We start from the raw sequence: 23,076 nt of genomic DNA, 5'->3' as shown, positions 1-23,076 counted from the left end.
ATGGCGCCCACCAGATCCCGTCGCCGACTCTGCGCCGCAGCCCTCGCCGCGACCTGCGCGCTCGGTGTCGCGTCCGGGTCGAGCCACGCCGTCGGTGACGACGTCGACGACAAGATCAAGAACAGCAAGTCCGAGATCGACGACATCTCGAAGTCGCTCGCCGACGCCGACGCGACGCTGACGGAGACGAACAAGGCCGTCGCGGCCGCCGACAAGAAGGCGAAGGACGCGAAGAGCGCCCTGACGAAGGCCCAGCAGAAGCAGCGTGACGCCGCGTCCGACTACGACGTCGCCAAGGCCGACGAGGACGCCTCGCGCACCGCCCTCGCGACGAACCGCGCCGACCAGGCGAAGGCACGCACCGAGGTCGGTGGCCTCGCGCGCAACGCGTTCGAGACGGGCGGGCTCGGCGACCTCACGTTCACCATCGAGGTGCTCACCTCGAACTCGGGTGTCTCCGGCACGATGGCGCTCGCCGACATCGTCATGCGCCGCCAGCAGGGCGTCATCACGAATCTCAAGAGCTCGGCCGCAGCCGGGCAGAGCGAGGCGACACGTCTCGCGGAGATCCGGCGTCGTGCGAGCCTGGCGAAGACGAAGCAGGACGCCGCCGTCACCGCCGCGAGCACGGCGAAGACTGACGCCGACACCGCCGAGGCGAGTCTCGTGGCGTTGCAGAAGACGCAGAAGGACGACAAGAAGAAGCTCGAGGCCGAGAAGAAGAAGGAGGAGGCGAAGCTCGCGGCGTTGCAGGCTGAGAGCACGCGCCTGAAGAACGTCACGACGACGAGCAAGGATGTCGACACCAGCGTCCACGACGTGCCGCAGGGCACCGGTTTCCTCGCTTCCCCGGGCCAGATCTCGAGAATCGTATCGGGCTACGGCTACCGCTTCCACCCCGTCCTCAAGATCAACAAGCTGCACGAGGGCGACGACTTCCCGTTCGCGTGCGGCACGCCCGTCTATGCCGCGGGTGACGGCACCGTCATCGAGGCGAACTACAACGACGTCTCCGGCAATCACGTCTACATCAGCCACGGAACCGTCAACGGTGCGCAGCTGACGAGCGCCTACATGCACTTCACGTCCCTGTCGGTCAGCGTCGGGCAGAAGGTCAAGAAGGGCCAGCAGATCGGGGTCTCCGGGATGACGGGGCGCGTCACCGGCTGCCACCTGCACTTCGAGACCCGCGAGAATGGTGTGGCCGTCAACCCGCTGAAGTGGATAAAGTGACAGCTTCGGAAATGCCCGGCATGCCTGCGATGTTGTCTTCACCGACGTCGACCACGCCGAACGCGACCGCATCGAAGCAGAAGGGGGTGAGCCCATGCCGAAGGAACACGGCACGAAGGTGATCGCCAACAACAAGAAGGCGCGCCACGACTACCACATCGAGGAAACGCTCGAGGCCGGGCTGTCCCTCATGGGCACCGAGGTGAAGAGCCTGCGCATGGGGCGCGCGTCCCTCGTCGACGGTTACGTGCTCGAGCGCGACGGTGAGATGTGGCTCGAGAACGTCCACATCCCCGAGTACCTCCAGGGCACGTGGACGAACCACTCCGCGCGTCGGCGACGCAAGCTGCTGCTGCACAAGGCCGAGATCCTCAAGCTCGCGAACAAGGCGCAGTCGAAGGGGTACACCATCGTGCCGCTGTCGCTGTATTTCAAGGACGGGCGCGCGAAGGTCGAGATCGCCCTCGCGCGAGGCAAGCAACTGCACGACAAGCGCCAGACGCTGCGCGAGCGTCAGGACAACCTCGAGGCGCAGCGCGAGATGCAGGTACGCCTCAAGCGCGGCGGCTGAGAACCGAGCGAGCGCGCCGGTTGACCCGCCGGCACGCCCCCGCCTCGCCCACGTGGCAAGGTAGGGGCATGAGTCGTCTCAGGGGAGCACCTACACCGTCGGCCCGCACCGCACTCGGCGCCGCCGCCGTCGCGCTCGTCGCCATGAGCGCAGCGCCCGCTCAGGCCGCGAGCAACGACAACATCCGCATCACGAACTACGACATCCGCTACGACGTGGGCGCCGACGGTGGCGTCGACGTCACGGAGAATCTCGACGTCCGCTTCAGCGACAGCAGTCATCACGGGCTCGATCGCATCGTCATCACCGGCCAGGGCGTGAGCGACACCCAGCACCGTGAGTACCCGATGACGAACGTCTCCGTCACCTCCTCGACGGGAGCGCCGACGCAGCTGCAGCGCTCCCGTGACGGCGGCGCTGAGCGGTTGCGCATCGGCAGCCCGAACCGCACCGTGTACGGCACGCAGCACTACACGCTCAAGTACCACCTCGCCGGTGTTGTCAACAAGCAGTCGAACTCGTCGACCGAGTTCTTGATCAACGCGACGGGCAACGACTGGAAGATCCCGATCGACACCGCGCGTGTCACCGTCAAGGGCCCGGGCGCCGTCTCTCGGGCCAAGTGCTGGTACGGCGAGAAGAACTCGAAGCAGGAGTGCAGGGCGACGCCGGGGACGGAGGCGTCGTTCTCGGCGAACAACGTCGGCAACGGGCGCGGCATGACGATCGACGCCGACCTGCCGACGTCGGTGTTCACGAACACCGCCCCCATCCTCAAGGACGGCTCGGCCGAGGACGCGTTCGGCGTCAACGGGCCGCTGACGTCTTCGCAGCGCCAGGCCGTCAACATCGGCGGCGGGGCTCTGGCGGCGGCACTCGCCGGGCTCGGCGGGCTGTGGTTCGTCCGCGACCGTCGGCGCAACGCCGACGAGCGCTACAGCGGAATCGCACCCGGTCAGCTCCCCGCGCCCGGCCAGGAGGTACCGGTCGAGCGGACCGGTGACCCGGAGGTCGCCGTGCGCTTCGAGCCGCCCAACGACGCCACCGCGGGCCTTGCGGGCCTCGTCATCGACCGTCGCGCCGACAACCGTGACGTCGCGGGCACCATCGTCGACCTCGCGGTGCGCGGGTACCTGCGCATGGAACAGGTCGACAAGAGCGACTGGCTGCTCATCTCGAACCCGCAGCCCCCTGCCGGTGATCTGCTGGCCTACGAGGCGGACCTACTCAACGCGCTGTTCTCCGACGGCTCGCAGGTGTACCTGTCCGATCTGAAGAACCACTTCGCGGGCCACCTGGCGAACGCGAAGGAGGGCATCGAGGACGAGGCCGTCGCGCGCGGCTGGTTCAAGCAGCGCCCCAGCACGAGTGAGGCCGGGGCCAAGGGCCTCGCGAGCCTGTTCGCAGTGCTCGCCGTCGTCTCGTTCTTCGTCGCGAACCACTTCCACCTCAACGGCTTCCTGTTCGGTGCGGGTTTCGCGATCGTCGCCGTCCTCGCGCTCGTGCGTTCGAAGAACGCTGCCGCGCGCACGCCCGTCGGCTCGGCGGTGTACGACCAGACGCGCGGGTTCGAGCTGTATCTCAAGACGGCTGAGGCGAAGCAGATCAAGTTCGAGGAAGCCGAGCAGATCTTCAGCCGCTACATGCCGTACGCGGTCGTGCTCGGTCTCGCCGACCGCTGGGCGAAGGTCTTCGGCCAGGTCGCCGCTGCCGCGCAGGCGCAGGGCTACCCGATGGTCATGCCCTACTGGTACGTGCCGTACGGCGGCTTCGGCGGCGGTTTCGGGGGCTTCGACAACTTCGGCGCCTCGATGGAGGCCTTCAGCGACGCGGCGTCGTCCGCGTTGTCGTCCACGCCCGGTTCGAGCGGCGGTAGCGGCTTCTCCGGCGGGGGAGGCTTCTCCGGCGGCGGCATCAGCGGTGGTGGTGGCGGGGGCTGGTGAGCCGGCCCGCCTGAACGACGCCGAAAGGGGCGCCCGTCTCGACTCGAGACGGGCGCCCCTTTCGCATGCGCCGCACGACCTGACGGGCCCGAGCGGAGGCCGCGAGCCGTCAGGTCACGGCGGCGGACATCACTCGATGACGATGACGAGGTCGCCGCCCTCGACCTGCGTCTCGTGCGTCAGAGCCACGCGCTTGACGGTGCCCGCGACGGGCGTCGTGATGGAGGCCTCCATCTTCATCGCTTCGATCGTCGCGACCGTGTCGCCTGCCGCGACCTCGTCACCCTCGGCGACGCTGACGGACACCATGCCCGCGAACGGCGCGGCGACGTGGCCGACGTTCTTCGGGTCGGCCTTCTCGACGGCGGCGACGTCGACCTTGACGGCGTGGTCGCGCACCTGGACGGGGCGCAGCTGGCCGTTGAGCGTCGCGAGCACGGTGCGCATGCCGCGCTCGTCGGGCTCGGAGACGGACGCGACAGACATCAGGATCTTCTTGCCCGGCTCGAGGTCGACCTCGTGCTCCTGCCCGGGCGCGAGGCCGTGGAGGAACTCCTTCGTCGACAGCACCGACAGGTCGCTGTAGAGCTCGCGGGCGCGCGCGTAGTCCTGCGTCGGGCCGGGGAACAGCAGGCGGTTGAGCGTGCCGCGCGGGTCGCGTGCGAGGTCGGCCTCGTCATCGGCGCTCAGCTCCTCGACGCGCGGGCGCACCGTGCGTCCGGCGAGGGCCTTCGTGCGGAACGGCTCGGGCCAGCCACCGGGCGGGTCGCCGAGCTCGCCGCCGAGGAAGCCGATGACGGAGTCCGGGATGTCGTAGTTCTGCGGGTTGGCCTCGAAGTCCTTCGGGTCGGCGTTCGCGCTGACGAGCGCGAGCGCGAGGTCGCCGACGACCTTCGAGCTCGGCGTCACCTTGACGACGTTGCCGAGGATGTCGTTGGCCGCGGCGTACATGTCCTCGATCGCCTCGAAGCGGTCGCCGAGGCCGAGCGCGATCGCCTGCTGGCGCAGGTTCGACAGCTGCCCACCCGGGATCTCGTGACGGTACACGCGACCCGTCGGCGCGGCGAGGCCCGACTCGAACGGCTTGTAGAGGGTGCGCACGGCCTCCCAGTACGGCTCGAGGTCGCACACGTTCGCGAGGTCGAGCCCCGTCGCACGGTCCGTGCCGTCCGTCGCCGCGACGAGCGCCGACATCGACGGCTGGCTCGTCGTGCCCGACATCGCGGCGCTCGCGACGTCGACCGCGTCGACGCCCGCGTCGATGGCGGCGAGCAGCGTCGCGAGCTGGCCACCGGCCGTGTCGTGGGTGTGCAGGTGCACGGGCAGGTCGAAGCGCTCCCGCAACGCGGTGACGAGGGTACGCGCCGCCGGGGCGCGCAGCAGACCCGCCATGTCCTTGATCGCGAGGACGTGGGCGCCGGCGTCGACGATCTTCTCGGCGAGCGCGAGGTAGTAGTCGAGCGTGTAGAGCTTCTCGTCGGGGGAGGCGAGGTTGCCGGTGTAGCACAGGGCCACCTCGGCGACGGCGGTGCCCGTCTCGCGCACCGCTTCGATGGCGGGACGCATCTGCTCGACGTCGTTGAGGGCGTCGAAGATGCGGAAGATGTCGACACCCGTGCGCGCGGCCTCGGTGACGAACGCGTCGGTCACCTTGGTCGGGTACGGCGTGTAGCCAACGGTGTTGCGCCCGCGCAGCAGCATCTGGATCGGGATGTTCGGCATCGCCTCGCGCAGCTTCGCGAGGCGGTCCCACGGGTCTTCGGACAGGAAGCGCAGCGCGACGTCGTACGTCGCGCCGCCCCAGGCCTCCATCGACAGCAGCTGCGGCGTCATGCGTGCGACGTACGGCGCGACGTGCAGCAGGTCGCGGGTGCGGATGCGCGTCGCGAGCAGGGACTGGTGGGCGTCGCGCATCGTCGTCTCGGTGACGGCGACGGCCTGCTGCTCGCGCAGAGCGCGGGCGAACGCCTCGGGCCCTTCGGTGATCAGCCGGTCGCGCGCGCCGGGCGGGACGGGGCCGCTGATGTCGAATGCGGGCAGCTTCTCGCGCGCCGTGATGGCGAGTGCTGAGTGGTCGCCGTACGGCTTGTTGACGGTCGTCTCGGCGAGGTAGGTGAGCAGCTTCGTGCCGCGATCGCCGGGGGTGCGCGCGTCGAGCAGGTGCGGGTGGGTCTCGATGAACGACGTCGTCACGTTGCCGCAGATGAATGCCGGGTCCTCGAGCAGGGCCTGCAGGAAGGGGATGTTCGTGCTGACACCGCGCACGCGGAACTCGGCGAGGGCGCGGCGGGCGCGGCGCACGGCCGTCGCGAAGTCGCGGCCGCGGCAGGTGAGCTTGACGAGCATCGAGTCGAAGTGGGCGCTGACCTCGGCGCCCATGTGGATCGTGCCGCCGTCGAGGCGAACGCCCGAGCCGCCCGCGGAACGGTAGGCGGTGATCGTGCCGGTGTCGGGGCGGAAGCCGTTGGCCGGGTCCTCGGTCGTGATGCGGCACTGCAGCGCCGCGCCGCGCAGGTGGATGTTCTCCTGAGCGAGGCCGAGGTCGTCGAGGGTGTCGCCGGAGGCGATGCGCATCTGCGCGGCGACGAGGTCGACGTCGGTGACCTCCTCGGTGACGGTGTGCTCGACCTGGATGCGCGGGTTCATCTCGATGAACACGTAGCGGCCGCGGGTGTCGAGCAGGAACTCGACGGTGCCGGCGCACGAGTAGCCGATCTCCTTCGCGAACGCGACGGCGTCGGCGCACATGCGTTCGCGCAGTTCGGGGGAGAGGTTCGGTGCCGGCGCGATCTCGACGACCTTCTGGTGGCGTCGCTGCACGGAGCAGTCGCGTTCGAAGAGGTGGACGACGTCGCCCTCACCGTCGGCGAGGATCTGCACCTCGATGTGGCGCGGGTCGACGACGGCTTCCTCGATGAAGCAGGTCGCGTCACCGAAGGCGGATTCGGCTTCGCGCATCGCGGCCTCGAGGTTCTCGCGCAGCGCCTCGGGCTTCTCGACGCGACGCATGCCGCGCCCGCCGCCGCCGGCGACGGCCTTGACGAAGACGGGGTAGCCGATGTCGTCGGCGCCCTTGACGAGTTCGTCGATGTCGGACGACGGCGGCACACTGCGCAGCGTCGGCAGGCCGGCACGCTTGGCCGCGGCGATGGCCGTCGCCTTGTTGCCCGTCATGTGCAGCACGTCGGGCTTGGGGCCGATGAAGGTGATGCCGGCGTCGGCGCACGCCTCGGCGAGCAGCGGGTTCTCGGACAGGAAGCCGTAGCCGGGGTAGATCGCGTCGGCGCCCGATTCCCGGGCGACGCGGATGATCTCGTCGACGTCGAGGTAGGCGCGCACGGGGTGGCCGACCTCGCCGATCTGGTAGGCCTCGTCGGCCTTGAGACGATGCTCGCTGCCGCGGTCCTCGTGGGGGAAGACGGCGACGGTGGTGGCGCCCAGCTCGGTGGCGGCGCGGAACGCGCGCACGGCGATCTCGCCTCGGTTGGCGACCAGGACCTTGCGGAACATGCACATCTCCGTTCGGGGTGGGGCGCCGCGGCGGCGCAGTTGGTGCTGACACTACCGGTCGCTCAGGGCTGAAAACCGCAGAGTTTCGCGGCAAAACCGACCAATAGCGAACAGTTGGCAACACACGCGTGTCTCGCACCACACCGGACGTGAGAAAAGCCTCTGGGCGGGCCCGACGCAGGGTCGAGCCCGCCCAGAGGCGAGGGTGTGCAAGCTGAAGCGACCGCGTCAGCCCACGTGCGCGGTGGGCGCTGCCCCGTCGGTCTGCAGTTCGTCGCTGCGAATCGTGATGAAGATCAGGATGAGCAGGGCTCCGACGAGAAGCATGCCGGAGGCCACCCAGAACCCGTGCGTCGAGGCGAAGGTCTGCACGTCGAGCGCTCCGGCTGCCTGCTGGGCCTGCATCTTCGACTTGAACTCAGCCGTTTCCTGCACCGACGTCGGCACCTTCGCCATCGCGGCAGCGGCGGCGGCCTTGAGCTCGTCGGCACGCTGCGTCGCATAGTGCGAATACACCGTGGTGAGAGCGGCGAGACCGATCGAACCACCGATCTGCTGCGCGGTGTTGAGCGCGGAGGCGGCGGCCCCCGAGTCCTTCGCTTCGACGCCGTGGGAGGCGGCGAGCGTCATCGGGATGAAGACGAAGCCCATGCCGAGGGCCATGACGAAGATGCCGGGCAGCAGGTGCGTCGCGTAGCTCGAGTGCGTGTCGAGCTGGGTGAACGACCACATGCCCGCTGCTGCGAGCAGGCCGCCGAAGCCCGAGAGGTAGCGCGGCTTGATGCGCGTGACGAGGTTTTGCGACAGGCCCGCGGCGATGACGATGCCGAGGCTGAACGGCAGGAACGCGAAACCGGACTTGACCGGCGAATAACCGAGCACCTGCTGGATGTACAGGCCGAGGAAGAAGAACATCGCGAACATCGCGGCACCCATGATGAGCATCGCGAGGATGGCGGTGCCTCGCGTGCGGTCGGCGAGGATGCGCATCGGCAGCAGGGCGTGCTCGGTGCGGCTCTCGATGGCAGCGAACGCGATGACGAGCAGCGTGCCCACGATCAGCGGCACGAGGGTCCAGGTGTCGCCCCACGAGTGGGACGCGGCGTTGGACAGGCCGTAGACGATGCCGAACAGACCCGCGGTCGCCGTGACGGCGCCGATGATGTCGAGGGTGCCCTCGTGACCGTCGGATTCGACGAGCACGCGGGGTGCGAGCACGGCGACGGCGATGCCGATGGGCACGTTGATGAGCATCGTCCAGCGCCAGTCGATCTCGGTCAGCACGCCGCCGAGGATGAGGCCGATCGCTGCACCGGCGCCGGACATCGCGGCATAGACACCCATGGCGCGGTTGCGCTCCTTGCCGGGCGGGAACGTCGTGTTGACGAGGGCCAGTGCCGCCGGCTGAGCCAGCGCCGCACCGGCACCCTGGAGCACGCGCGCGGCGAGCAGGAGGGTGGGGTTGGGCGCGATGCCGCCGAGCAGCGAGGCGAGAGCGAACACGGCGATGCCGACGGTGAACATGCGGCGGCGTCCGAAGATGTCGCCGAGGCGCCCGCCCAGCAGCAGGAGCGAACCGAGAGCCAGCGCGTAGGAGGTGACGACCCACTGAAGGCCGGACTGGCTGAAGTGCAGATCGGTCTGGATGTGGGGTAGTGCGATGTTCACGACCGTCCCATCGAGCACGATCATGAGCTGGGCGCAGGCGATCACGAAGAGCGCGAGGCTGAGGTTGGGCTTCGCGGGGTTGTCGGTGGATGACTCCAGGGGTGCGTCGGGGCCGTGAGTGCTGACAGCAGCAGTCGACATCAGCCCCTCCTTTCTCGAGTTGGCGCCCTTGAGGGGCCGGGGCAGGCGTGGGGGGAGAGGCCGGCGAGGAACCGACGGAGTGTGATGCGCGCGGGATCGAACGCGGGCAGCAGGGCGATCGGGCGCTGCCCTGGGGGAGTGCAGCCGCGCGTTGGCCGCCGTTCGTCGGGATGGGATCGGCCGTGGCGCGACGCAACGTGTCCGTGCGGCGAGGTGATTGAAGATGCAACGACCGAGGAACAACGATAGACCTCTCGGGGTGAGGCGCCAAGCGATCCTCGTGTGGCGCATGACACGGCAGAGGCGCAGCGGGTGGGAATGCGCTCGCGTCCTTCGCTGTTGAACCGCTAGACTGACGGACGCTGATTCGTCAGCAAGCACAACTCCACAGAGCGAACAGTTTCCATGGGGATGATCGGTTTCGACATCGGTCGCCGTCCCAGGGGAAGCGGGCCGAGGATGCAGAGTTATCTCGTTAACGCTCTCTGCAAACTTATAGGTGCCGATTCCAAGCGCACCGACTTCGCCCTCGCCGCCTGAGCGAGCCCGAAGTCTGTCAGCCTGAGCTAGTTCTCGACTCAGTGTCTGGCATCAGCTAGAGAACTTGCTGCAACGTCTTGTCGAGGGGCGTTGTGGGACTCTCACTCGACTGGGCCTGTCGCGGAATGTGTCATTCCTTGCCGCGGGGCCGAGAAAATCCGCAGGATGACTGCGCCCGGAGAAGCCCTGGATCGCCGTCGATGGACGGGGGTTCAATTCCCCCCATCTCCACCACCTCCATGCATCGGTCGCGAGGCCGAGCGGCTGTTCGCAGAACTCGTCACGCAGCGTGAATCAGGCTGCTGCGTGACGCGTGTGGCACGGAGCCCGCCGTCATCCCTCTCGAGGGGTGACGGCGGGCTCTTGCACGTCGTGCGGTCCGGCGCGCACCACTCGCCGATGCCGAGCCACCGCTGCACGATCGGCGTCATAGATCGCGACAAAACCGGCCGGGTTGATGGCCGTCCCGCCCGACTTCTCGATCAATAGATCGCCCATGGACGAGCTCGTGGCGTCCACCGATCCCCACCACCAGTACGCACGCGGGAGGGCTTTGGCCAGCTCTGCGCCGCTGGAGGATTGAGAGATGAGCGGCGCCGCCATCAGCGTCTCGACGTCGGTCGACGGTGAGGACATGACGGTCGGTACGTGGCATCCGCATCCACGAAGCGGTGGCACTTTCCGCTATGAGGAGTCGTGGGCGGGCGCTGAATACGGCTACTCGCTGTCGCCGGCGCTGCCCGTGCTGGCAGGCAGTGCGCCTCAGGTGACATATGCCGAGAAGGGGGCCCTGCCGCTGGTCTTCTCGGACAGCGCACCTGCTCGGTGGGGCCGGCAGATCATCGAACGGACGTGGCAGGCCGACGGCAGGGGTGTGCCTGGCGCAGTCGACGTCCTTCTCGCCGTGCGCGACCGGCTACGGATGGGCGCACTTCGCTTCGCGCGCGACGGAGTCGAGATGAGCGAGAGCGCAGGCGTGCCCAAGATGCTTGACATGGCTCACCTCGAGGCGGTGGCGCAGCGAGCGGAGAGTCACACGGACAGCGACGCGGACATCAAGGAACCGTTCGATGCGGGTTCGTCGATGGGTGGTGCGCGCCCCAAGGCCGTCGTCGTGGACGAGAACGGGCACCTCATGTTGGCGAAGTTCACCTCGACCAAGGACGACACCGACGTCGTCGCATGGGAGAAGGTCTGCCTGGACATCGCCGCACACGCTGGGATCACCGTTGGTGGCGGTGGCCGAAGCGTTCGAACCGCACATGGCCGCCTCCGGCCGTGTGGATCTCGCGGAGCTGTGGAAGCGCACAGTGCTGAACCTCCTCGTGGGAAACAAGGACAACCACCTGCGTAACCACGGCTTCCAACCGCACCACGATCGAGCCGTGCGCGACGGGTTCGACGGTGTGATGAGGCAGCGAACCCGCGAGGTGTTGGGGGAGCGCCCGGCCCCGTCGTGTTGGATCTCGCCCCACATGACGCCTCCGCTGGATCGGTGGGGCGATGCCGTGTCTGTGGGCGCCCGCTTCGCTCACCGGAGTCCATTGCACGTGGCTCCGGCCCCGAATGCTCCAAGAAGGTGTGAGCGTCGGGGTCGAGCCGTGAAAGGGGCACGGGCCGTGTGAGGCAGCAGAACGCAGTGTCCTCAGGCCGCCGGGACGCACACCACCTGGTCGAGGTCGGCGGCCAGCGGCCGGCCGACGTTGTTCTTTACGACGTGCTTGACGCGTGCAACGCAGCGGACGCGCTTGTCGTCCTTCGTCAGGTAGGTCGTGCCGTGCGCGGCGATCGTCGCGGTGTCCTGGCCGGTCGAGTCGACCTCGATGCGGCTTCGCGCGTTCGTCTCTGTCAGCCCGTTCTTCTTCTGCGCGGCGACGCTGAGGGCGTGCAGGTCATCGGGCGACCACGTCACGTCACTCGAGGCCGGCGCGGCGACGGCCTTCGCCTCCGGGCGCCAGTCCTTCTCAGGGACGGCGGCGGCACGCGCTGCGCTCAACGCGTCGGCGCGCTCGATCGTCGCCGTGGCCGACGCGATGGGCGCCGGGCCCGCCACGCGATGACGCATCGACGGCACCGCCGCCACGAGCGCGACGACGGCGAGCGCCGCGATCACGCCGAAGCGCCACGGGTGGGCCTGCTCCAGGCACATCGACGCGAACATCCACGCGATCGCGCCGATCAGCACGGCGCAGAACGCGAGCGCGGCGAGCGTCGAGACGACCGTCGCGTGGGTGGGGGACAGCTGCGGCAGCCACATCGTCGCGACGTGGGCGGCGTGATCGAAGTACACCGTCATGAGAGCTCCTTGGGCGCGGGGTTGCCTCGTCGCAGCCGCTCGAAGCTAGGCCGACAGCCTGAGAACCCGCCGAGAGGGCGCCGGACGTGCGCGGTGCGATACTGCACGGGATGTCCCCTTCCGACTCCCGCCTCGTCCGCGCCTGCCGCGCGCTGCTCGTGCTCGCCCTCGCACTGCAGACGTACCTCCTGTACGTGTTCCATTCGAGCGGGGCAGAAGGTGAGCTGTTCCCCCACGCCGACAAGGTGGTCCACGCCTGCATGTTCGGCGGACCCGCCCTCCTGGCACTGCTCGGACGGTGGCGATGGGTGGCGCTCATGCTCGCGTTCTATGCGCCGATCTCCGAACTGATCCAGGGCACGGACGTCGTGGAGCGCGACGCGGACTGGCGCGACGCACTCGCCGATGTGACAGGAATCATCCTGGCGTGGGGGTTGACGCGTCAGCTGCGCCGCCGGGCGTGACGTAGACTTGGGGGACCATTGATCTTGCGTTCAGTAGGTTTGCTTTCGGTTTGAGCGTGCCCGCAGCTACTCCCTGTGACGGCACGTGGTGGTGAGAGTAGGCCCGTTCTCTGAGCGTCACCCACGATGTGACGCCGTCATGTGAGCGCCGAGATCCCACGCAACAGCGCCGATCCACCCAGTACGCAATCCTTCCAGCCCACGTGCTCCACGGGCTCTCTGGCGTGCTCGCCTTCGGTGCTCTCGACCGAGAGGTTCACACCCATGTCTTCGACGAACAACAACAACGGCAAGAAGCCGCGCTGGTCGCACGCCGACAAGGCCGGCGCCAAGCGCGGCCAGGACCGCTCCGGCGGCCGCGACTTCGGAGGACGCCGCGACGGCGCCGCGGGCGGACGCGACGAGCGACGCGGCGGTTTCAGCCGTGACAACGACCGCCGTGAGGGCGGGTTCCGCGGCGGTGACGAGCGTCGTGGCGGCTTCCAGGCCCGTGACGACCGCCGTGACGGTGGTTTCCGCGGCCGCGATGAGCGACGCGGTGGCTTCAGCCGTGACAACGACCGCCGTGAGGGCGGGTTCCGCGGCGGCGACGACCGTCGTGGTGGTTTCAACCGCGGCAGCGACGAGCGCCGTGGCGGCTTCCAGGGCCGTGATGATCGCCGTGGTGGTTTCAGCCGTGACAACGACCGCCGTGAGGGCGGCTTCCGCGGCGGTGATGACCGTCGTGGTGGTTTCAACCGCGACAACGACCGACGTGACGGCGGCTTCCGCGGCGACGACCGCCGTGGCGGTTTCAACCGCGGTGGCGACGACCGTCGTGGTGGTTTCGGGGGCCGCGACGAGCGTCGCGAGGGTGGCTTCCAGCGTCGCGATGACCGCGGTGGTTTCAACCGTGGTGGCGATGACCGTCGTGGTGGTTTCAACCGCGACAACGATCGTCGCGAGGGCGGTTTCCGTGGCGGTGACGACCGTCGCGGTGGCTTCAACCGTGATGACCGTCGTGGTGGCTACCAGGGCCGTGACGACCGGCGCGGTGGGTTCAACCGTGACAACGACCGTCGCGAGGGCGGCTTCCAGCGTCGCGACGACCGCGGCGGTTTCAACCGTGGCGACCGCCGTGACGGCGGCTTCCAGCGCCGCGACGACCGCCGTGAGGGCGGTTTCGACCGCGAGAAGCGCTTCGGGCGCCCCGACCGCTCGTTCGACGACGCCCCCGTGCGTGACGAGTCCCGCGTCGAGGACGCGCAGGTCGAGAACGTGACGGCGGCGAACGCCGACGTCGCGGCGACCACCGTCGAGGCCGACGCGGCCACGAGCGAGAACATCCAGCGCGAGAACGTCGACGTCGTCGGCGAACAGAACCCCGACGAGCGCGTCCACGTCGACGGCGACGTCGAGGGTGACGTCCGCGTCGACGACGCTCCCACCGCCGACGCCACGGACGCCGAGCGCGACGGTGTTGACGCCGCCGACTCCGACACGACCAACTCTGACGCCGACAACACCGACGCGCAGAACACCGACCCCGCCGACGCCACGAACGCCACCGCGGGCACGGCCGACGGCGAGCACGCGGGCTTCGACGAGAGCGAGTCGGACGAGATCGACGAGAGCGTCATCATGACGTTCACCGAGCTCGGGCTGCCCGAGGCGCTCGTCGAGCGCATGGCGCGTGACGGCATCACGAAGCCGTTCCCGATCCAGGCGGCGACCATTCCCGACGCGATGGCCGGCAAGGACGTCCTCGGCCGCGGTCGCACGGGTTCGGGCAAGACGCTCGGCTTCGGTCTGCCGATGCTGGCGCGTCTCGCCGAGGGCGGCAAGGCTCGCGCGCACCAGCCGCGCGCCATCGTCCTCGTGCCGACGCGTGAACTTGCGATGCAGGTGAGCGATGCGCTGCAGCCGCTCGTCCACGTCGTCGGTCTCAAGCACAAGCTCGTCGCCGGTGGCATGCCGTACGAGCCGCAGCTGTCCGCGCTGGAGCGCGGCGTCGACGTCCTCATCGCCACGCCGGGTCGCCTGTCCGACCTCATCGAGCGTGGCGCGGCCGACCTGAGCCGCGTCGAGATCGCCGTGCTCGACGAGGCCGACCACATGGCCGAGATGGGCTTCCTCGAGGCCATCACCGAGATCCTCGACCTCGTGCCCGAAGGCGGCCAGCGCCTGCTGTTCTCCGCGACGCTCGACCGTGGCATCGACACCGTCGTCGACAAGTACCTCGTCGACCCGGTGACGCACTCGACGGACGACGGCACCGCCACCGTCACGACGATGGAGCACCACGCGCTGCTCATCGAGCCGCGCGACAAGAAGGTCGTGACGGCCGAGGTCGCGAACCGTGAGGGACGCACCGTGGTGTTCGTCCGCACCAAGATGGGCGCCGACCGTGTCGCCGCAGAGCTGCGCGAGCAGGGCGTCATGGCTGCCGCGCTGCACGGTGGCCTCAACCAGGGTCAGCGCAACCGTGTCCTGTCGGCGTTCAAGGACGGGCGTGTGCCCGTGCTCGTCGCGACCGACGTCGCGGCGCGCGGCATCCACGTCGACGAGGTCGGCGTCGTGCTCCAGGTCGACCCGCCGGCCGACCACAAGGACTACCTGCACCGCGCCGGCCGTACGGCCCGCGCAGGGGAGAAGGGCACCGTCATCACCCTGGCGCTGCCGCACCAGCGCCGCTCGATGCAGCGTCTACTCGACTCCGCCGGCGTCGACGTGAGCCTCGTGCGCACGCGCCCCGGTGACGAGGCGATCGTCGCCGCGGGCGGTTCGACGCCCGAGGGCCGTTCGATCTCCGAGGACGACCTGCGTCGCACCCTCGCGCCGCGCAACGACCGTGGTGGTCGCGGCGGCCGTGGCTACGAGCGCGGTGGCCGGGGTGGTTACGACCGCGGTGGTCGTGACGGCGGGCGCGGCGGTTACGGCCGTGGCGGCGGCTTCGACCGTGGTGGTCGTGGACGTTTCAACGACCGCGACGACCGTGGCCAGGGCCGCGGACGCGGCGACGACCGCGGCTTCGGTGGCGGGCGCGGTTACCGCGACGACATCGACGGTGGTTTCGAGCGCGAGAACCGTCGTCAGAGCTTCGGTGGTCGCGGCGGCCAGGGGGGTCGTGGTGGGTACGGCGGCGACCGTGGTGGCTACCGTGGCAACCGCGACTGACGCCGACTGAATCTGCGCTGATGTTGCCCGGTGATCCGGGGCCCCGTGCCCCGATCACCGGGCAACATCGCGTTCGGGGCGGGCGTGTTCCACAATGGACGGGTGACCTCGTTGACCGGCCGACTGCTCGTCGCGGTGCCTCGTGCCCACGACCGCGACGAGGGTGACATCTTCACCCGTAGCGTCGTGTTCGTCCTCCACCACGGTGACGACGGCGCCCAGGGGGTCGTGCTCACCGAACCGCTCGAGGCCGGTGTCGACTCGGTCCTTCCGGGGTGGCAGTCCGCGTGCTCGACGCCCGATCGTCTCTTCCAGGGCGGGCCCGTCGGCCTCGACACGGCGGTCGCGCTCGCGGGCGTGCCGGGGCGCGGTGACGTCGTGGGCGCCACGCGACTGTTCGGTTCGCTCGCCGTCGTCGACCTCGACGCGCCGCCGGAGATCGTCGCCCCGCAGCTGTCGGGGCTGCGCGTGTTCGCCGGCAACTGCGGCTGGGAGCCGGGCCAACTCGACGTCGAACTCGCCGACGGGTGGTGGGTGCGCGCCGAACCCGAGATCGCGGACCTGTTCGACGCCGACCCCGAGACGTTGTGGGCGCGCGTCCTCGCACGCCAACCCATCCCGACGTGCCTCCTGGCGTCGTTCCCCGACGACCCGACGCTCAACTGACCCGCCGCCTGACGCCTCGGCTCGCTGCCCCCTGGCCCGCCGCGGGCGGCGCGCCTACACTGGCGCCCATGAACCCGGTTGTGTGGAACTCTTCGATCGACGACCCGTCATCGCCCCTCGGCGCGCCCGACGGCCCGGGCGGCCTCGGAGGGCCGGGCACGTCGACGGCGGTGCTGGAGCGAGAGCAGGTCGACCACCAGCTCTCCGAGCCCGGCGATCACGAGCGCTTCGCGCACTACGTGCGCAAGGAGAAGATCATGGAGTCGGCGCTGTCGGGCGAGCCCGTCACCGCGCTGTGCGGCAAGGTGTGGGTACCGGGCCGCGACCCGGAGAAGTTTCCGGTGTGCCCGACGTGCAAGGAGATCTACCAGGGCCTGCGTCCGCCGCAGGACGGCGGGGAGTGACGCGGACGGGCGTCAGCTCGCCTTCGCGACAGGCTGCCTGACGTCGCCGGTGACCGGGGCCGCACCAACGGCGCTGGTGACGACCACTCCCGCGGCGGTGGACGCCGTCGCGGAGCCGCCGTCCACCCCCGTCAGGTGCTCACGAACCTCGACTGCGGGCGCGTGCGATTCGGCCATGCGGATGAGCACCGTGCGGACGGCCTCGACGCTGACGCCGGCCGCCTCGGCAATGGCGCTCTTCGTCACCTTCGCCTGATCGGCGGCGGCGACCGCCCGCCGGTACTCCGCTTCGGCGGCGAGACGCGCTTCGCGCGCCGCAGTGACGGCGCTGAGCTTCTCGCGTTGAGCATCGGTGAGTTGGGCTCTCGTGCGAACCATGACTCTCGTCCTTTCCCTGCGAGCCCCGGCCAGGGGTGAGCGGCCTCGATGGACCGAGCGGCGACGCGCCGCCGGGGCCATCGAGTGCTCGATGTCCATGACTGACTCCACCCTAGGCGCGCGGACGCCCCGCATGGTGGGTTGAGCGCTACTCAACTCCAGGGTGTGATGCTCACCCCACCCTCCGCCGTCGCCCGGCGCGCCTCCGACACCCTTCGACGCGCCGTCGCGACCCAGCCCGTCTCGTCAGCTGGGAGCCTGCTGGGTGAAGCGACGAAGCGGCGACGAGTGGGCTCCGGCGGTGGCAGCCTGCCCCCATCGCGCTCGTGCTGTGCGCGGGGGCTCGGTTCGGTGGCGCGGGAGTTCCTCGCCGCGCGCGGCGGCACGACGCGCAGCCTGCGCGTCGGCTTCGCCGCCATCGTCGTCGCGCTGCCGCACATCGGCCTCGCGCACGGCGTCGGCGCACTGGAGTCGGTGATGGCTGCGTATGGCCTGGGCCTCGGCCTGGTCGACGCCGGGTGCAACATGCAGGCCGTCGCCATCGAGCACCATTACGGGCGCCCGCTCATGTCGACGTTCCACGGGGCGTGGACGCGCGGCGGCGTCCTCGGCACGCTCATCGCGCTCGCGACGCATCGCTGGGGCTTCGCGTCGCCGCCGCGGTGCTCATGATCCTGCCCGCCGCCGCGACGCTCGCGCCGTACGTCCCGCACGCGCGGCCGGAACCGGCGCCCATCGCATCCGGGGCCGACGCCCCCGCCGCGCGCAGCCTGCCCTGGCGCCGCATCCTCACCCTCGCCCTCGCGCTCGTCGTGTTCTACATGGTCGACATCGCCGTGACGACGTGGGCGCCCACCTACCTGCACCACACCTTCGCCTCACCGGCCTCGCTCGTCGCCGTCGCCACCCTGCCGTACCTCGTGTGCTCGCTGCTCAGCCGCAGCTGCGGCGACTGGCTGACGGCGCGGCTCGGCCCCGCGGCGCTCGTCGCGCCGTTGTCGTACTCGGTGGCCGCGCGCCTCGCCCGCGACGCACACCCGGAGGCGGACGCGGCGTCCGTCCAAGCCGGCAGCGACGCGATCAACGCGCGCTTCAACCAGTTCAACTACGTCGGCGCCCTGCTCGGAGCCGTGCTGACGGGGACGGGCGCGCTCGGCGACACGTCCCTGCGCTACGGATTCGCCGTCCCGATGGTGCTCGTCCCCGGCCTCGTGGGGGCTGTCGCGCGCGTTCCGGCCGGCCTGAACGGTCGGTGGCGGCGGCCAGGTCGGGGAGTTCGTTCGGCGCCGGTAGACTGCTCGGCCTATGAGTACCTCGGCTGCAGAGCACCTCTCACCCGCCTTCCCGGAGCGCGCCGCGTGGGGTACCGCGGGCAAGCTGCGCGCCTGGCAGGCCGGTGCGCTGGAGCGGTACCTGAGCACCGATCCGCGCGATTTTCTCGCCGTCGCAACCCCCGGCGCCGGCAAGACGACGTTCGCGCTGCGCCTCGCGACGGAGCTGCTGGGGCGCGGCATCGTCAAGAAGGTGACGATCGTCGCGCCGACCGAGCACCTCAAGACGCAGTGGGCCGACGCGGCCGCGCGCGTCGGCATCCAGATCGACCCGAGGTTCACGAACCGTCAGGTCGATGAGGCGTCCGACTACGACGGGGTCGCCCTCACCTACCAGGGCGTCGCGAGCAACCCCGAGGTGCACCGCATCCGCACCGAGCGCACGCCGACGCTCGTCATCCTCGACGAGGTGCACCACGGCGGCGACAACAAGAGCTGGGGCGAGGCGCTGCGCACTGCATTCGACGGCGCCGCGCGACGCGTCTGCCTCACCGGTACCCCGTTCCGCAGCGACACGAGCCCCATCCCCTTCGTGCGCTACGAGGTCGACGACGCCGGCATCCGTCGCTCGGCGAGCGACTACGCGTACGGCTACGCCGAGGCGCTCGCCGACGGCGTCGTCCGGCCCGTGCTGTTCATGGCCTACGGCGGCAACATGCGATGGCGCACCCGGGCCGGCGACGAGATCGCGGCGCGTCTCGGCACACCGATGACGAAGGACGCCATTGCAGGCGCCTGGCGCACCGCGCTCGACCCGAACGGCGCGTGGATCCCGTCCGTGCTTCAGGCCGCCGACAAGCGCCTGTCGGAGGTGCGACGTCACGTGCCCGACGCGGGCGGCCTCGTCATCGCCTCGAACCAGACGGCCGCGCGCGCCTACGCGCGCACGCTCGAGGCGATCACTGGCACCAAACCGACCGTCGTGCTCTCCGACGACGCCGGCGCGAGCTCCCGGATCGAGGACTTCGCCAAGAGCAGCGAGCGGTGGATGGTCGCCGTCCGCATGGTCTCCGAGGGTGTCGACGTGCCGCGTCTTTGCGTCGGCGTCTACGCGACGTCGACGTCGACGCCGCTGTTCTTCGCCCAGGCCGTCGGACGCTTCGTGCGCGCCCGCAAGCGCGGCGAGACGGCGTCGGTGTTCCTGCCGACCGTGCCGATCATCCTCGAGCACGCCTCGCGTCTCGAGGAGCAGCGCGACCACGCCCTCGACCGTCCGCAGCGCGCGGGGGAGAACCCCGAGGACAACATGTGGTCGGAGGAGGAGGGGCTGCTCGCCGAGGCCAACCGTGAGGAGAAGGCCTCCGGGATGCTCGCCGACGACGGCACCTTCGAGGCGCTCGAGTCGCAGGCCGAGTTCGACCACGTCCTGTTCGACGCGCAGCAGTGGGGCATGGGCGGTGACGTCGGCAGCGAGGACGAGCAGGAATACCTCGGCTTGCCCGGTCTGCTCGAACCCGATCAGATGGCGAGCCTGCTGCGTGAACGCCAGGCCAAGCAGGCCAAGGCCGGGCGCACGCGACGCACCGACGACGACGAACCCGTCGCCGCACACCGTGCCCTCGCCAAGCAGCGCAAGGAGCTCAACGGCCTCGTCGCGCAGTACGCGCGCAAGAGCGGCCAGCCGCATGCCGTCATCCACAACGATCTGCGTCAGCAGTGCGGGGGGCCGACGCTCGACAAGGCCTCCTCCGAACAGGTCGGCGAACGCATCGAGTTGATCCGTCGCTGGTTCGTCGGTCGGCGCTGAGCCTGCGAGGCCCTCAGCCCGCGAGGCCCTCAGCATGCGGGTGTCATGTGGGATGCAGTGCGGTACGAGGCACTGCCTGCCTGGCTCATCCGCACGGCTCATCGCGCCCGGCGCGTCATGCCGGGGCGGATAGGGTAGACGCATGACTGAGCAGCCGCACGCGCCCGTTTCGTCGGGCTGGTACGACGACCCCCGCGACGCCACCCAGCTGAGGTACTGGGACGGCATCCTGTGGACCGAGCGCACCATGCCGAAGCTGCGCCCGGGCCTCGACCACGTCGGGGAGGCTCACCCGGTCCAGCACCTCGACGCACCGCCGCGCCGTGACGGCGAGCCGCGCACCTATCCGGCTCACTGGGGCCCCGAGGGCAGCGGGGAGCAGCAGCATCGCTTCGGTGCCCCGCAGCCGCGGGCTCATGATCAGCGCCCGACGGCGTTCGGAACGAGCGCGGGGGAGCCGTCGGGGGTGTGGCGCCGCTTCTTCGCCTACTTCCTCGACCGCATCATCTTCGGGGTGCCCGTCACCCTCGCGATGCTGCCGTTCCTGCACTCGTGGATCGACGAGTTCCGCGACTTCATCGACGAGGCGAGCACCGCCGCGAGCAACGGTGGGCAGATGCCGGCCTTCCCGGACGACCTGACGTCGCCGCCGCTCGCGTTGGCGCTCGCGCTGTTCGTCGCCGGATTCGTCTACGACACCCTGATGACGTCACTGCGTGGTGCGACGCTCGGCAAGTCGGCGCTCGGCATCCGCGTGGCGCCCATCGAGGAGGGCGACCCCCGCTCGCCGCAGAAGTTGCCGATGGCACGCAGCGCCGTGCGCGCTCTCATCAAGTACGTGCCGGATCTGATGTCGCTCGTCGCCGTGCTCGCCGGCATCGCGGGCCTGCTGCAGATCGCGATCCTGCTGTGGGCGCTGAGCAACCGCCTCCGTCAGGGCCTCGACGACCTCGCGGCCCGCAGCGTCGTGCGCCGCACCCGCTGACCCCGCCCCACCTGCGATTTTCGTCCACCTTCGCTAATGGCGTCCACATCGGCGATTCTCGTCCATCTTCGTGCCCGGCACGCAGGCCGCGTTCTCAGCCGACGACGGGTTGACCGACGAGCTCGACGCCCGCGTCGCGCATGGTCGTGAGCGCCGCGTCGGTGCTGTCGGCTGCGACGCCGACCGTCATGCCGAGCAGCACGCGCGTGGCGAAACCTTCGCTGACGGCGTCGAGCGCGGTCGCGCGGACGCAGTGGTCGGTCGCGATGCCGACGACGTCGACGCTGCCGACGCCCGCGTCACGCAACCAGGAGGCGAGCGACTCATCGCCACCGGCGAAAGACCCCTCGAATCCTGAGTAGGCCGCGGCGTACCTGCCCTTGGGGAAGATCGCGTCGAGCCGATCGACGGCGGGCGCGAATCCGTCGTGGAACGCCGCGCCGTCGGACTCGGCGCGGCAGTGCACGGGCCACGAGTCGCGGTAGTCGGGGGTCTCGCTCCAGTGCTCGCCGGGGTCGACGTGCCAGTCCTGCGTCGCGACGACGACGTCGTAATCGGCGAGCGCGACGTAGTCGGCGATCGCCGCGGCGACCTGGGCGCCCCCGGCCACGGCGAGCGAACCGCCCTCGCAGAAGTCGTTCTGCACGTCGACGACGACGAGTGCCCGGCGCGTGCCGGCATCAACGTTCGGCGCGCTCATCGCTGCGTCACCCCGCCCAAACCGGGACCCTCGTACCGGGTCGGGATGACGGGCTCACCGCGCGACATCTGACGCGCCTTCGCCGGCAATTCCGCGCGGGAACGCTCGTACACCGCGCGGGCGCTCGCGGCGTCCGTCGGCGCGACGACCTCGCCGTTCCTGACGAGCGGGACGAGCAGCGCACGGTCGTCGCCGTCGTCGACCGGCTGCTCGCCGATGCCGATGATCTCGGCCTCGGCCACTCCCTGTGCGTTTCGGCGACGCAGCGCCCACTTGCGTCCGCCGACGGAGATCTTGTCCTTGCTCTTCTTCGCGACGTCGATCATCTGGCCGTCGTCGCTCGCGTGCTGGACGAGCTTGTAGACCATGCCGGCCGTCGGCGCGCCGGAGCCGGTGACGAGGGAGGTGCCGACGCCGTACGCGTCGACCGGCCCGGCTGCGAGGGCGGCGATGGCGTACTCGTCGAGGTCGCTCGTCACGACGATCTTCGTGCTTGTGGCACCGAGTGAGTCGAGCTGCTCGCGCACCTCGCGGGCCTGCACGAGCAGGTCGCCGGAATCCAGACGCACCCCACCGAGTTCGGGGCCCGCGACCTCGACGGCGATCTTGACGGCGTTCTTCACGTCGTAGGTGTCGACGAGCAGCGTCGTGTCCTTGCCGAGCGAGTCGACCTGCGCGGTGAACGCGGCGCGCTCGTCGTCGTGCAGCAGCGTGAACGCGTGCGCCGACGTGCCCGTCGTCGGCACGTCGTAGCGACGTCCCGCCTCGAGGTTGGAGGAGGCCGCGAACCCCGTGATGTACGCGGCGCGCGCGGCTGCGACCGCTGCCTCCTCGTGCGTGCGACGCGAGCCCATCTCGATGCACGGACGGCCGTCGGCGGCGAGCACCATGCGCGACGCAGCGGCGGCGACGGCTGAGTCGTGGTTGAGGATCGACAGGATCAACGTCTCGAGGATCACGCCCTCGGCGAACGTCGACTCGACGACGACGAGCGGCGAGCCCGGGAAGTAGCACTCACCCTCGGCGTAGCCGTGGATGTCACCGGAGAAGCGGTAGTTGGCGAGCCACTCGAGCGTCGGCTCATCGACGACGGCGCGTCGACGCAGGTCGTCGATCTCGGCCTCGGTGAACCGGAACTCTTTCAACGCCTCGAGAAAACGACCCGTGCCCGCGACGACGCCGAAGCGGCGGCCGTCGGGCAGGCGGCGGGCGAAGACCTCGAAGACGCTCTTGCGGTGGGCCGCACCGGAGCGCAACGCCGCCTGGAGCATCGTGAGCTCGTAGTGGTCGGTAAGCAGGGCCGTCGAGGCCGAGATGGTGGAAGTCACGTATCGAACTCTAAG

Annotated in this window: 19 protein-coding genes and 1 other RNA gene; 13 read left to right on the top strand and 7 right to left on the bottom strand. The window is 69.9% G+C overall.

Annotated features, from left to right (window positions below; genetic code table 11):
* From DYE07_RS12860 to DYE07_RS12850, 3 genes are all read left to right on the top strand, one after another.
* Nucleotides 1-1,233 (top strand): M23 family metallopeptidase, encoded by a 1,233-nt coding sequence (locus tag DYE07_RS12860; RefSeq protein ID WP_115297221.1) that lies wholly within the window; start codon nt 1-3, stop codon nt 1,231-1,233.
* Nucleotides 1,234-1,327: 94 nt separating this feature from the next.
* Nucleotides 1,328-1,804 (top strand): SsrA-binding protein SmpB, encoded by a 477-nt coding sequence (smpB, locus tag DYE07_RS12855; protein ID WP_006943848.1) that lies wholly within the window; start codon nt 1,328-1,330, stop codon nt 1,802-1,804.
* 68 nt (nt 1,805-1,872) lie between these two features.
* Nucleotides 1,873-3,747 (top strand): DUF2207 domain-containing protein, encoded by a 1,875-nt coding sequence (locus tag DYE07_RS12850; RefSeq protein WP_006943850.1) that lies wholly within the window; start codon nt 1,873-1,875, stop codon nt 3,745-3,747.
* A gap of 129 nt (nt 3,748-3,876) precedes the next feature.
* Here the strand turns inward: DYE07_RS12850 and DYE07_RS12845 are convergent, their stop codons facing one another.
* Both DYE07_RS12845 and DYE07_RS12840 read right to left on the bottom strand, forming a co-directional pair.
* Nucleotides 3,877-7,257 (bottom strand): pyruvate carboxylase, encoded by a 3,381-nt coding sequence (locus tag DYE07_RS12845; protein WP_115297392.1) that lies wholly within the window; start codon nt 7,255-7,257, stop codon nt 3,877-3,879.
* A gap of 228 nt (nt 7,258-7,485) precedes the next feature.
* Nucleotides 7,486-9,066 (bottom strand): MFS transporter, encoded by a 1,581-nt coding sequence (locus tag DYE07_RS12840; RefSeq protein WP_115297220.1) that lies wholly within the window; start codon nt 9,064-9,066, stop codon nt 7,486-7,488.
* Between the two features lie 407 nt (nt 9,067-9,473).
* Between DYE07_RS12840 and ssrA the strand changes: the two genes are divergently transcribed.
* The 3 genes from ssrA to DYE07_RS15490 all read left to right on the top strand — a co-directional run bounded on the left by ssrA (nt 9,474) and on the right by DYE07_RS15490 (nt 11,231).
* Nucleotides 9,474-9,840: a transfer-messenger RNA gene (gene ssrA, locus DYE07_RS12835) on the top strand.
* 352 nt (nt 9,841-10,192) lie between these two features.
* Nucleotides 10,193-10,960 carry a HipA N-terminal domain-containing protein gene (locus DYE07_RS15495; RefSeq protein WP_115297219.1) on the top strand — a complete coding sequence of 256 codons (768 nt, stop codon included), beginning with the start codon at nt 10,193-10,195 and terminating at the stop codon, nt 10,958-10,960.
* On the top strand, nt 10,869-11,231 hold the full coding sequence (locus DYE07_RS15490) for a HipA domain-containing protein (RefSeq protein ID WP_186322174.1): 363 nt from the start codon (nt 10,869-10,871) through the stop codon (nt 11,229-11,231). Before DYE07_RS15495 ends, DYE07_RS15490 begins: the two co-directional genes overlap by 92 nt.
* A 20-nt stretch (nt 11,232-11,251) precedes the next feature.
* Here DYE07_RS15490 and DYE07_RS12825 read toward each other — a convergent pair whose 3' ends face one another.
* The gene (locus DYE07_RS12825; RefSeq protein ID WP_115297218.1) at nt 11,252-11,902 is read right to left on the bottom strand and encodes a hypothetical protein; all 651 of its coding nucleotides are present in this window, start codon (nt 11,900-11,902) and stop codon (nt 11,252-11,254) included.
* A gap of 110 nt (nt 11,903-12,012) precedes the next feature.
* Between DYE07_RS12825 and DYE07_RS12820 the strand changes: the two genes are divergently transcribed.
* From DYE07_RS12820 to DYE07_RS12805, 4 genes are all read left to right on the top strand, one after another.
* Nucleotides 12,013-12,366 carry a VanZ family protein gene (locus DYE07_RS12820; protein WP_115297217.1) on the top strand — a complete coding sequence of 118 codons (354 nt, stop codon included), beginning with the start codon at nt 12,013-12,015 and terminating at the stop codon, nt 12,364-12,366.
* A 264-nt stretch (nt 12,367-12,630) separates the two neighbouring features.
* On the top strand, nt 12,631-15,522 hold the full coding sequence (locus DYE07_RS12815) for a DEAD/DEAH box helicase (RefSeq protein ID WP_115297216.1): 2,892 nt from the start codon (nt 12,631-12,633) through the stop codon (nt 15,520-15,522).
* 102 nt (nt 15,523-15,624) lie between these two features.
* The gene (locus DYE07_RS12810) at nt 15,625-16,188 is read left to right on the top strand and encodes a YqgE/AlgH family protein (protein ID WP_237723749.1); all 564 of its coding nucleotides are present in this window, start codon (nt 15,625-15,627) and stop codon (nt 16,186-16,188) included.
* Between the two features lie 68 nt (nt 16,189-16,256).
* Nucleotides 16,257-16,592: a DUF3039 domain-containing protein gene (locus DYE07_RS12805; protein WP_050786634.1), complete on the top strand. Its 336-nt coding sequence runs from the start codon at nt 16,257-16,259 to the stop codon at nt 16,590-16,592.
* Nucleotides 16,593-16,604: 12 nt separating this feature from the next.
* On the opposite strand, the gene DYE07_RS12800 is transcribed toward DYE07_RS12805, so the two are convergent.
* Nucleotides 16,605-16,970 (bottom strand): hypothetical protein, encoded by a 366-nt coding sequence (locus DYE07_RS12800; protein ID WP_115297214.1) that lies wholly within the window; start codon nt 16,968-16,970, stop codon nt 16,605-16,607.
* Nucleotides 16,971-17,138: 168 nt separating this feature from the next.
* Between DYE07_RS12800 and DYE07_RS14560 the strand changes: the two genes are divergently transcribed.
* Nucleotides 17,139-17,642: an MFS transporter gene (locus DYE07_RS14560; RefSeq protein WP_147286940.1), complete on the top strand. Its 504-nt coding sequence runs from the start codon at nt 17,139-17,141 to the stop codon at nt 17,640-17,642.
* Nucleotides 17,643-17,826: 184 nt separating this feature from the next.
* Here DYE07_RS14560 and DYE07_RS12790 read toward each other — a convergent pair whose 3' ends face one another.
* Nucleotides 17,827-18,066, bottom strand: coding sequence for a hypothetical protein (locus DYE07_RS12790; RefSeq protein ID WP_062257649.1), 240 nt, complete (start codon nt 18,064-18,066; stop codon nt 17,827-17,829).
* A 209-nt stretch (nt 18,067-18,275) separates the two neighbouring features.
* Between DYE07_RS12790 and DYE07_RS12785 the strand changes: the two genes are divergently transcribed.
* The gene (locus DYE07_RS12785; protein ID WP_062257651.1) at nt 18,276-20,048 is read left to right on the top strand and encodes a DEAD/DEAH box helicase; all 1,773 of its coding nucleotides are present in this window, start codon (nt 18,276-18,278) and stop codon (nt 20,046-20,048) included.
* Between the two features lie 142 nt (nt 20,049-20,190).
* Nucleotides 20,191-21,033 (top strand): RDD family protein, encoded by an 843-nt coding sequence (locus DYE07_RS12780; RefSeq protein WP_115297213.1) that lies wholly within the window; start codon nt 20,191-20,193, stop codon nt 21,031-21,033.
* Nucleotides 21,034-21,127: 94 nt separating this feature from the next.
* On the opposite strand, the gene DYE07_RS12775 is transcribed toward DYE07_RS12780, so the two are convergent.
* Together DYE07_RS12775 and DYE07_RS12770 are read right to left on the bottom strand one after the other, a co-directional pair.
* The gene (locus DYE07_RS12775) at nt 21,128-21,733 is read right to left on the bottom strand and encodes an isochorismatase family protein (protein ID WP_115297212.1); all 606 of its coding nucleotides are present in this window, start codon (nt 21,731-21,733) and stop codon (nt 21,128-21,130) included.
* Nucleotides 21,730-23,061: a nicotinate phosphoribosyltransferase gene (locus DYE07_RS12770; RefSeq protein WP_115297211.1), complete on the bottom strand. Its 1,332-nt coding sequence runs from the start codon at nt 23,059-23,061 to the stop codon at nt 21,730-21,732. Before DYE07_RS12770 ends, DYE07_RS12775 begins: the two co-directional genes overlap by 4 nt.
* Nucleotides 23,062-23,076: the final 15 nt, after the last annotated feature.

This window comes from Dermacoccus nishinomiyaensis, from assembly GCF_900447535.1.
GTDB lineage: Bacteria > Actinomycetota > Actinomycetes > Actinomycetales > Dermatophilaceae > Dermacoccus > Dermacoccus nishinomiyaensis.
The sequence above is the reverse complement of the archived record's forward strand: the minus strand, read 5'-3'. Positions and strand labels throughout refer to the sequence as shown.

What these genes read in the sequence shown, in the direction of transcription:
- DYE07_RS12860 (WP_115297221.1), top strand. Translation starts at nt 1, where the DNA reads ATGGCGCCCACCAGATCCCGTCGCCGACTCTGCGCCGCAGCCCTCGCC.
- smpB (WP_006943848.1), top strand. Translation starts at nt 1,328, where the DNA reads ATGCCGAAGGAACACGGCACGAAGGTGATCGCCAACAACAAGAAGGCG.
- DYE07_RS12850 (WP_006943850.1), top strand. Translation starts at nt 1,873, where the DNA reads ATGAGTCGTCTCAGGGGAGCACCTACACCGTCGGCCCGCACCGCACTC.
- DYE07_RS12845 (WP_115297392.1), bottom strand. Translation starts at nt 7,257, where the DNA reads ATGTTCCGCAAGGTCCTGGTCGCCAACCGAGGCGAGATCGCCGTGCGC.
- DYE07_RS12840 (WP_115297220.1), bottom strand. Translation starts at nt 9,066, where the DNA reads ATGTCGACTGCTGCTGTCAGCACTCACGGCCCCGACGCACCCCTGGAG.
- DYE07_RS15495 (WP_115297219.1), top strand. Translation starts at nt 10,193, where the DNA reads ATGAGCGGCGCCGCCATCAGCGTCTCGACGTCGGTCGACGGTGAGGAC.
- DYE07_RS15490 (WP_186322174.1), top strand. Translation starts at nt 10,869, where the DNA reads ATGGCCGCCTCCGGCCGTGTGGATCTCGCGGAGCTGTGGAAGCGCACA.
- DYE07_RS12825 (WP_115297218.1), bottom strand. Translation starts at nt 11,902, where the DNA reads ATGACGGTGTACTTCGATCACGCCGCCCACGTCGCGACGATGTGGCTG.
- DYE07_RS12820 (WP_115297217.1), top strand. Translation starts at nt 12,013, where the DNA reads ATGTCCCCTTCCGACTCCCGCCTCGTCCGCGCCTGCCGCGCGCTGCTC.
- DYE07_RS12815 (WP_115297216.1), top strand. Translation starts at nt 12,631, where the DNA reads ATGTCTTCGACGAACAACAACAACGGCAAGAAGCCGCGCTGGTCGCAC.
- DYE07_RS12805 (WP_050786634.1), top strand. Translation starts at nt 16,257, where the DNA reads ATGAACCCGGTTGTGTGGAACTCTTCGATCGACGACCCGTCATCGCCC.
- DYE07_RS12800 (WP_115297214.1), bottom strand. Translation starts at nt 16,970, where the DNA reads ATGGTTCGCACGAGAGCCCAACTCACCGATGCTCAACGCGAGAAGCTC.
- DYE07_RS14560 (WP_147286940.1), top strand. Translation starts at nt 17,139, where the DNA reads ATGCTCACCCCACCCTCCGCCGTCGCCCGGCGCGCCTCCGACACCCTT.
- DYE07_RS12785 (WP_062257651.1), top strand. Translation starts at nt 18,276, where the DNA reads ATGAGTACCTCGGCTGCAGAGCACCTCTCACCCGCCTTCCCGGAGCGC.
- DYE07_RS12780 (WP_115297213.1), top strand. Translation starts at nt 20,191, where the DNA reads ATGACTGAGCAGCCGCACGCGCCCGTTTCGTCGGGCTGGTACGACGAC.
- DYE07_RS12775 (WP_115297212.1), bottom strand. Translation starts at nt 21,733, where the DNA reads ATGAGCGCGCCGAACGTTGATGCCGGCACGCGCCGGGCACTCGTCGTC.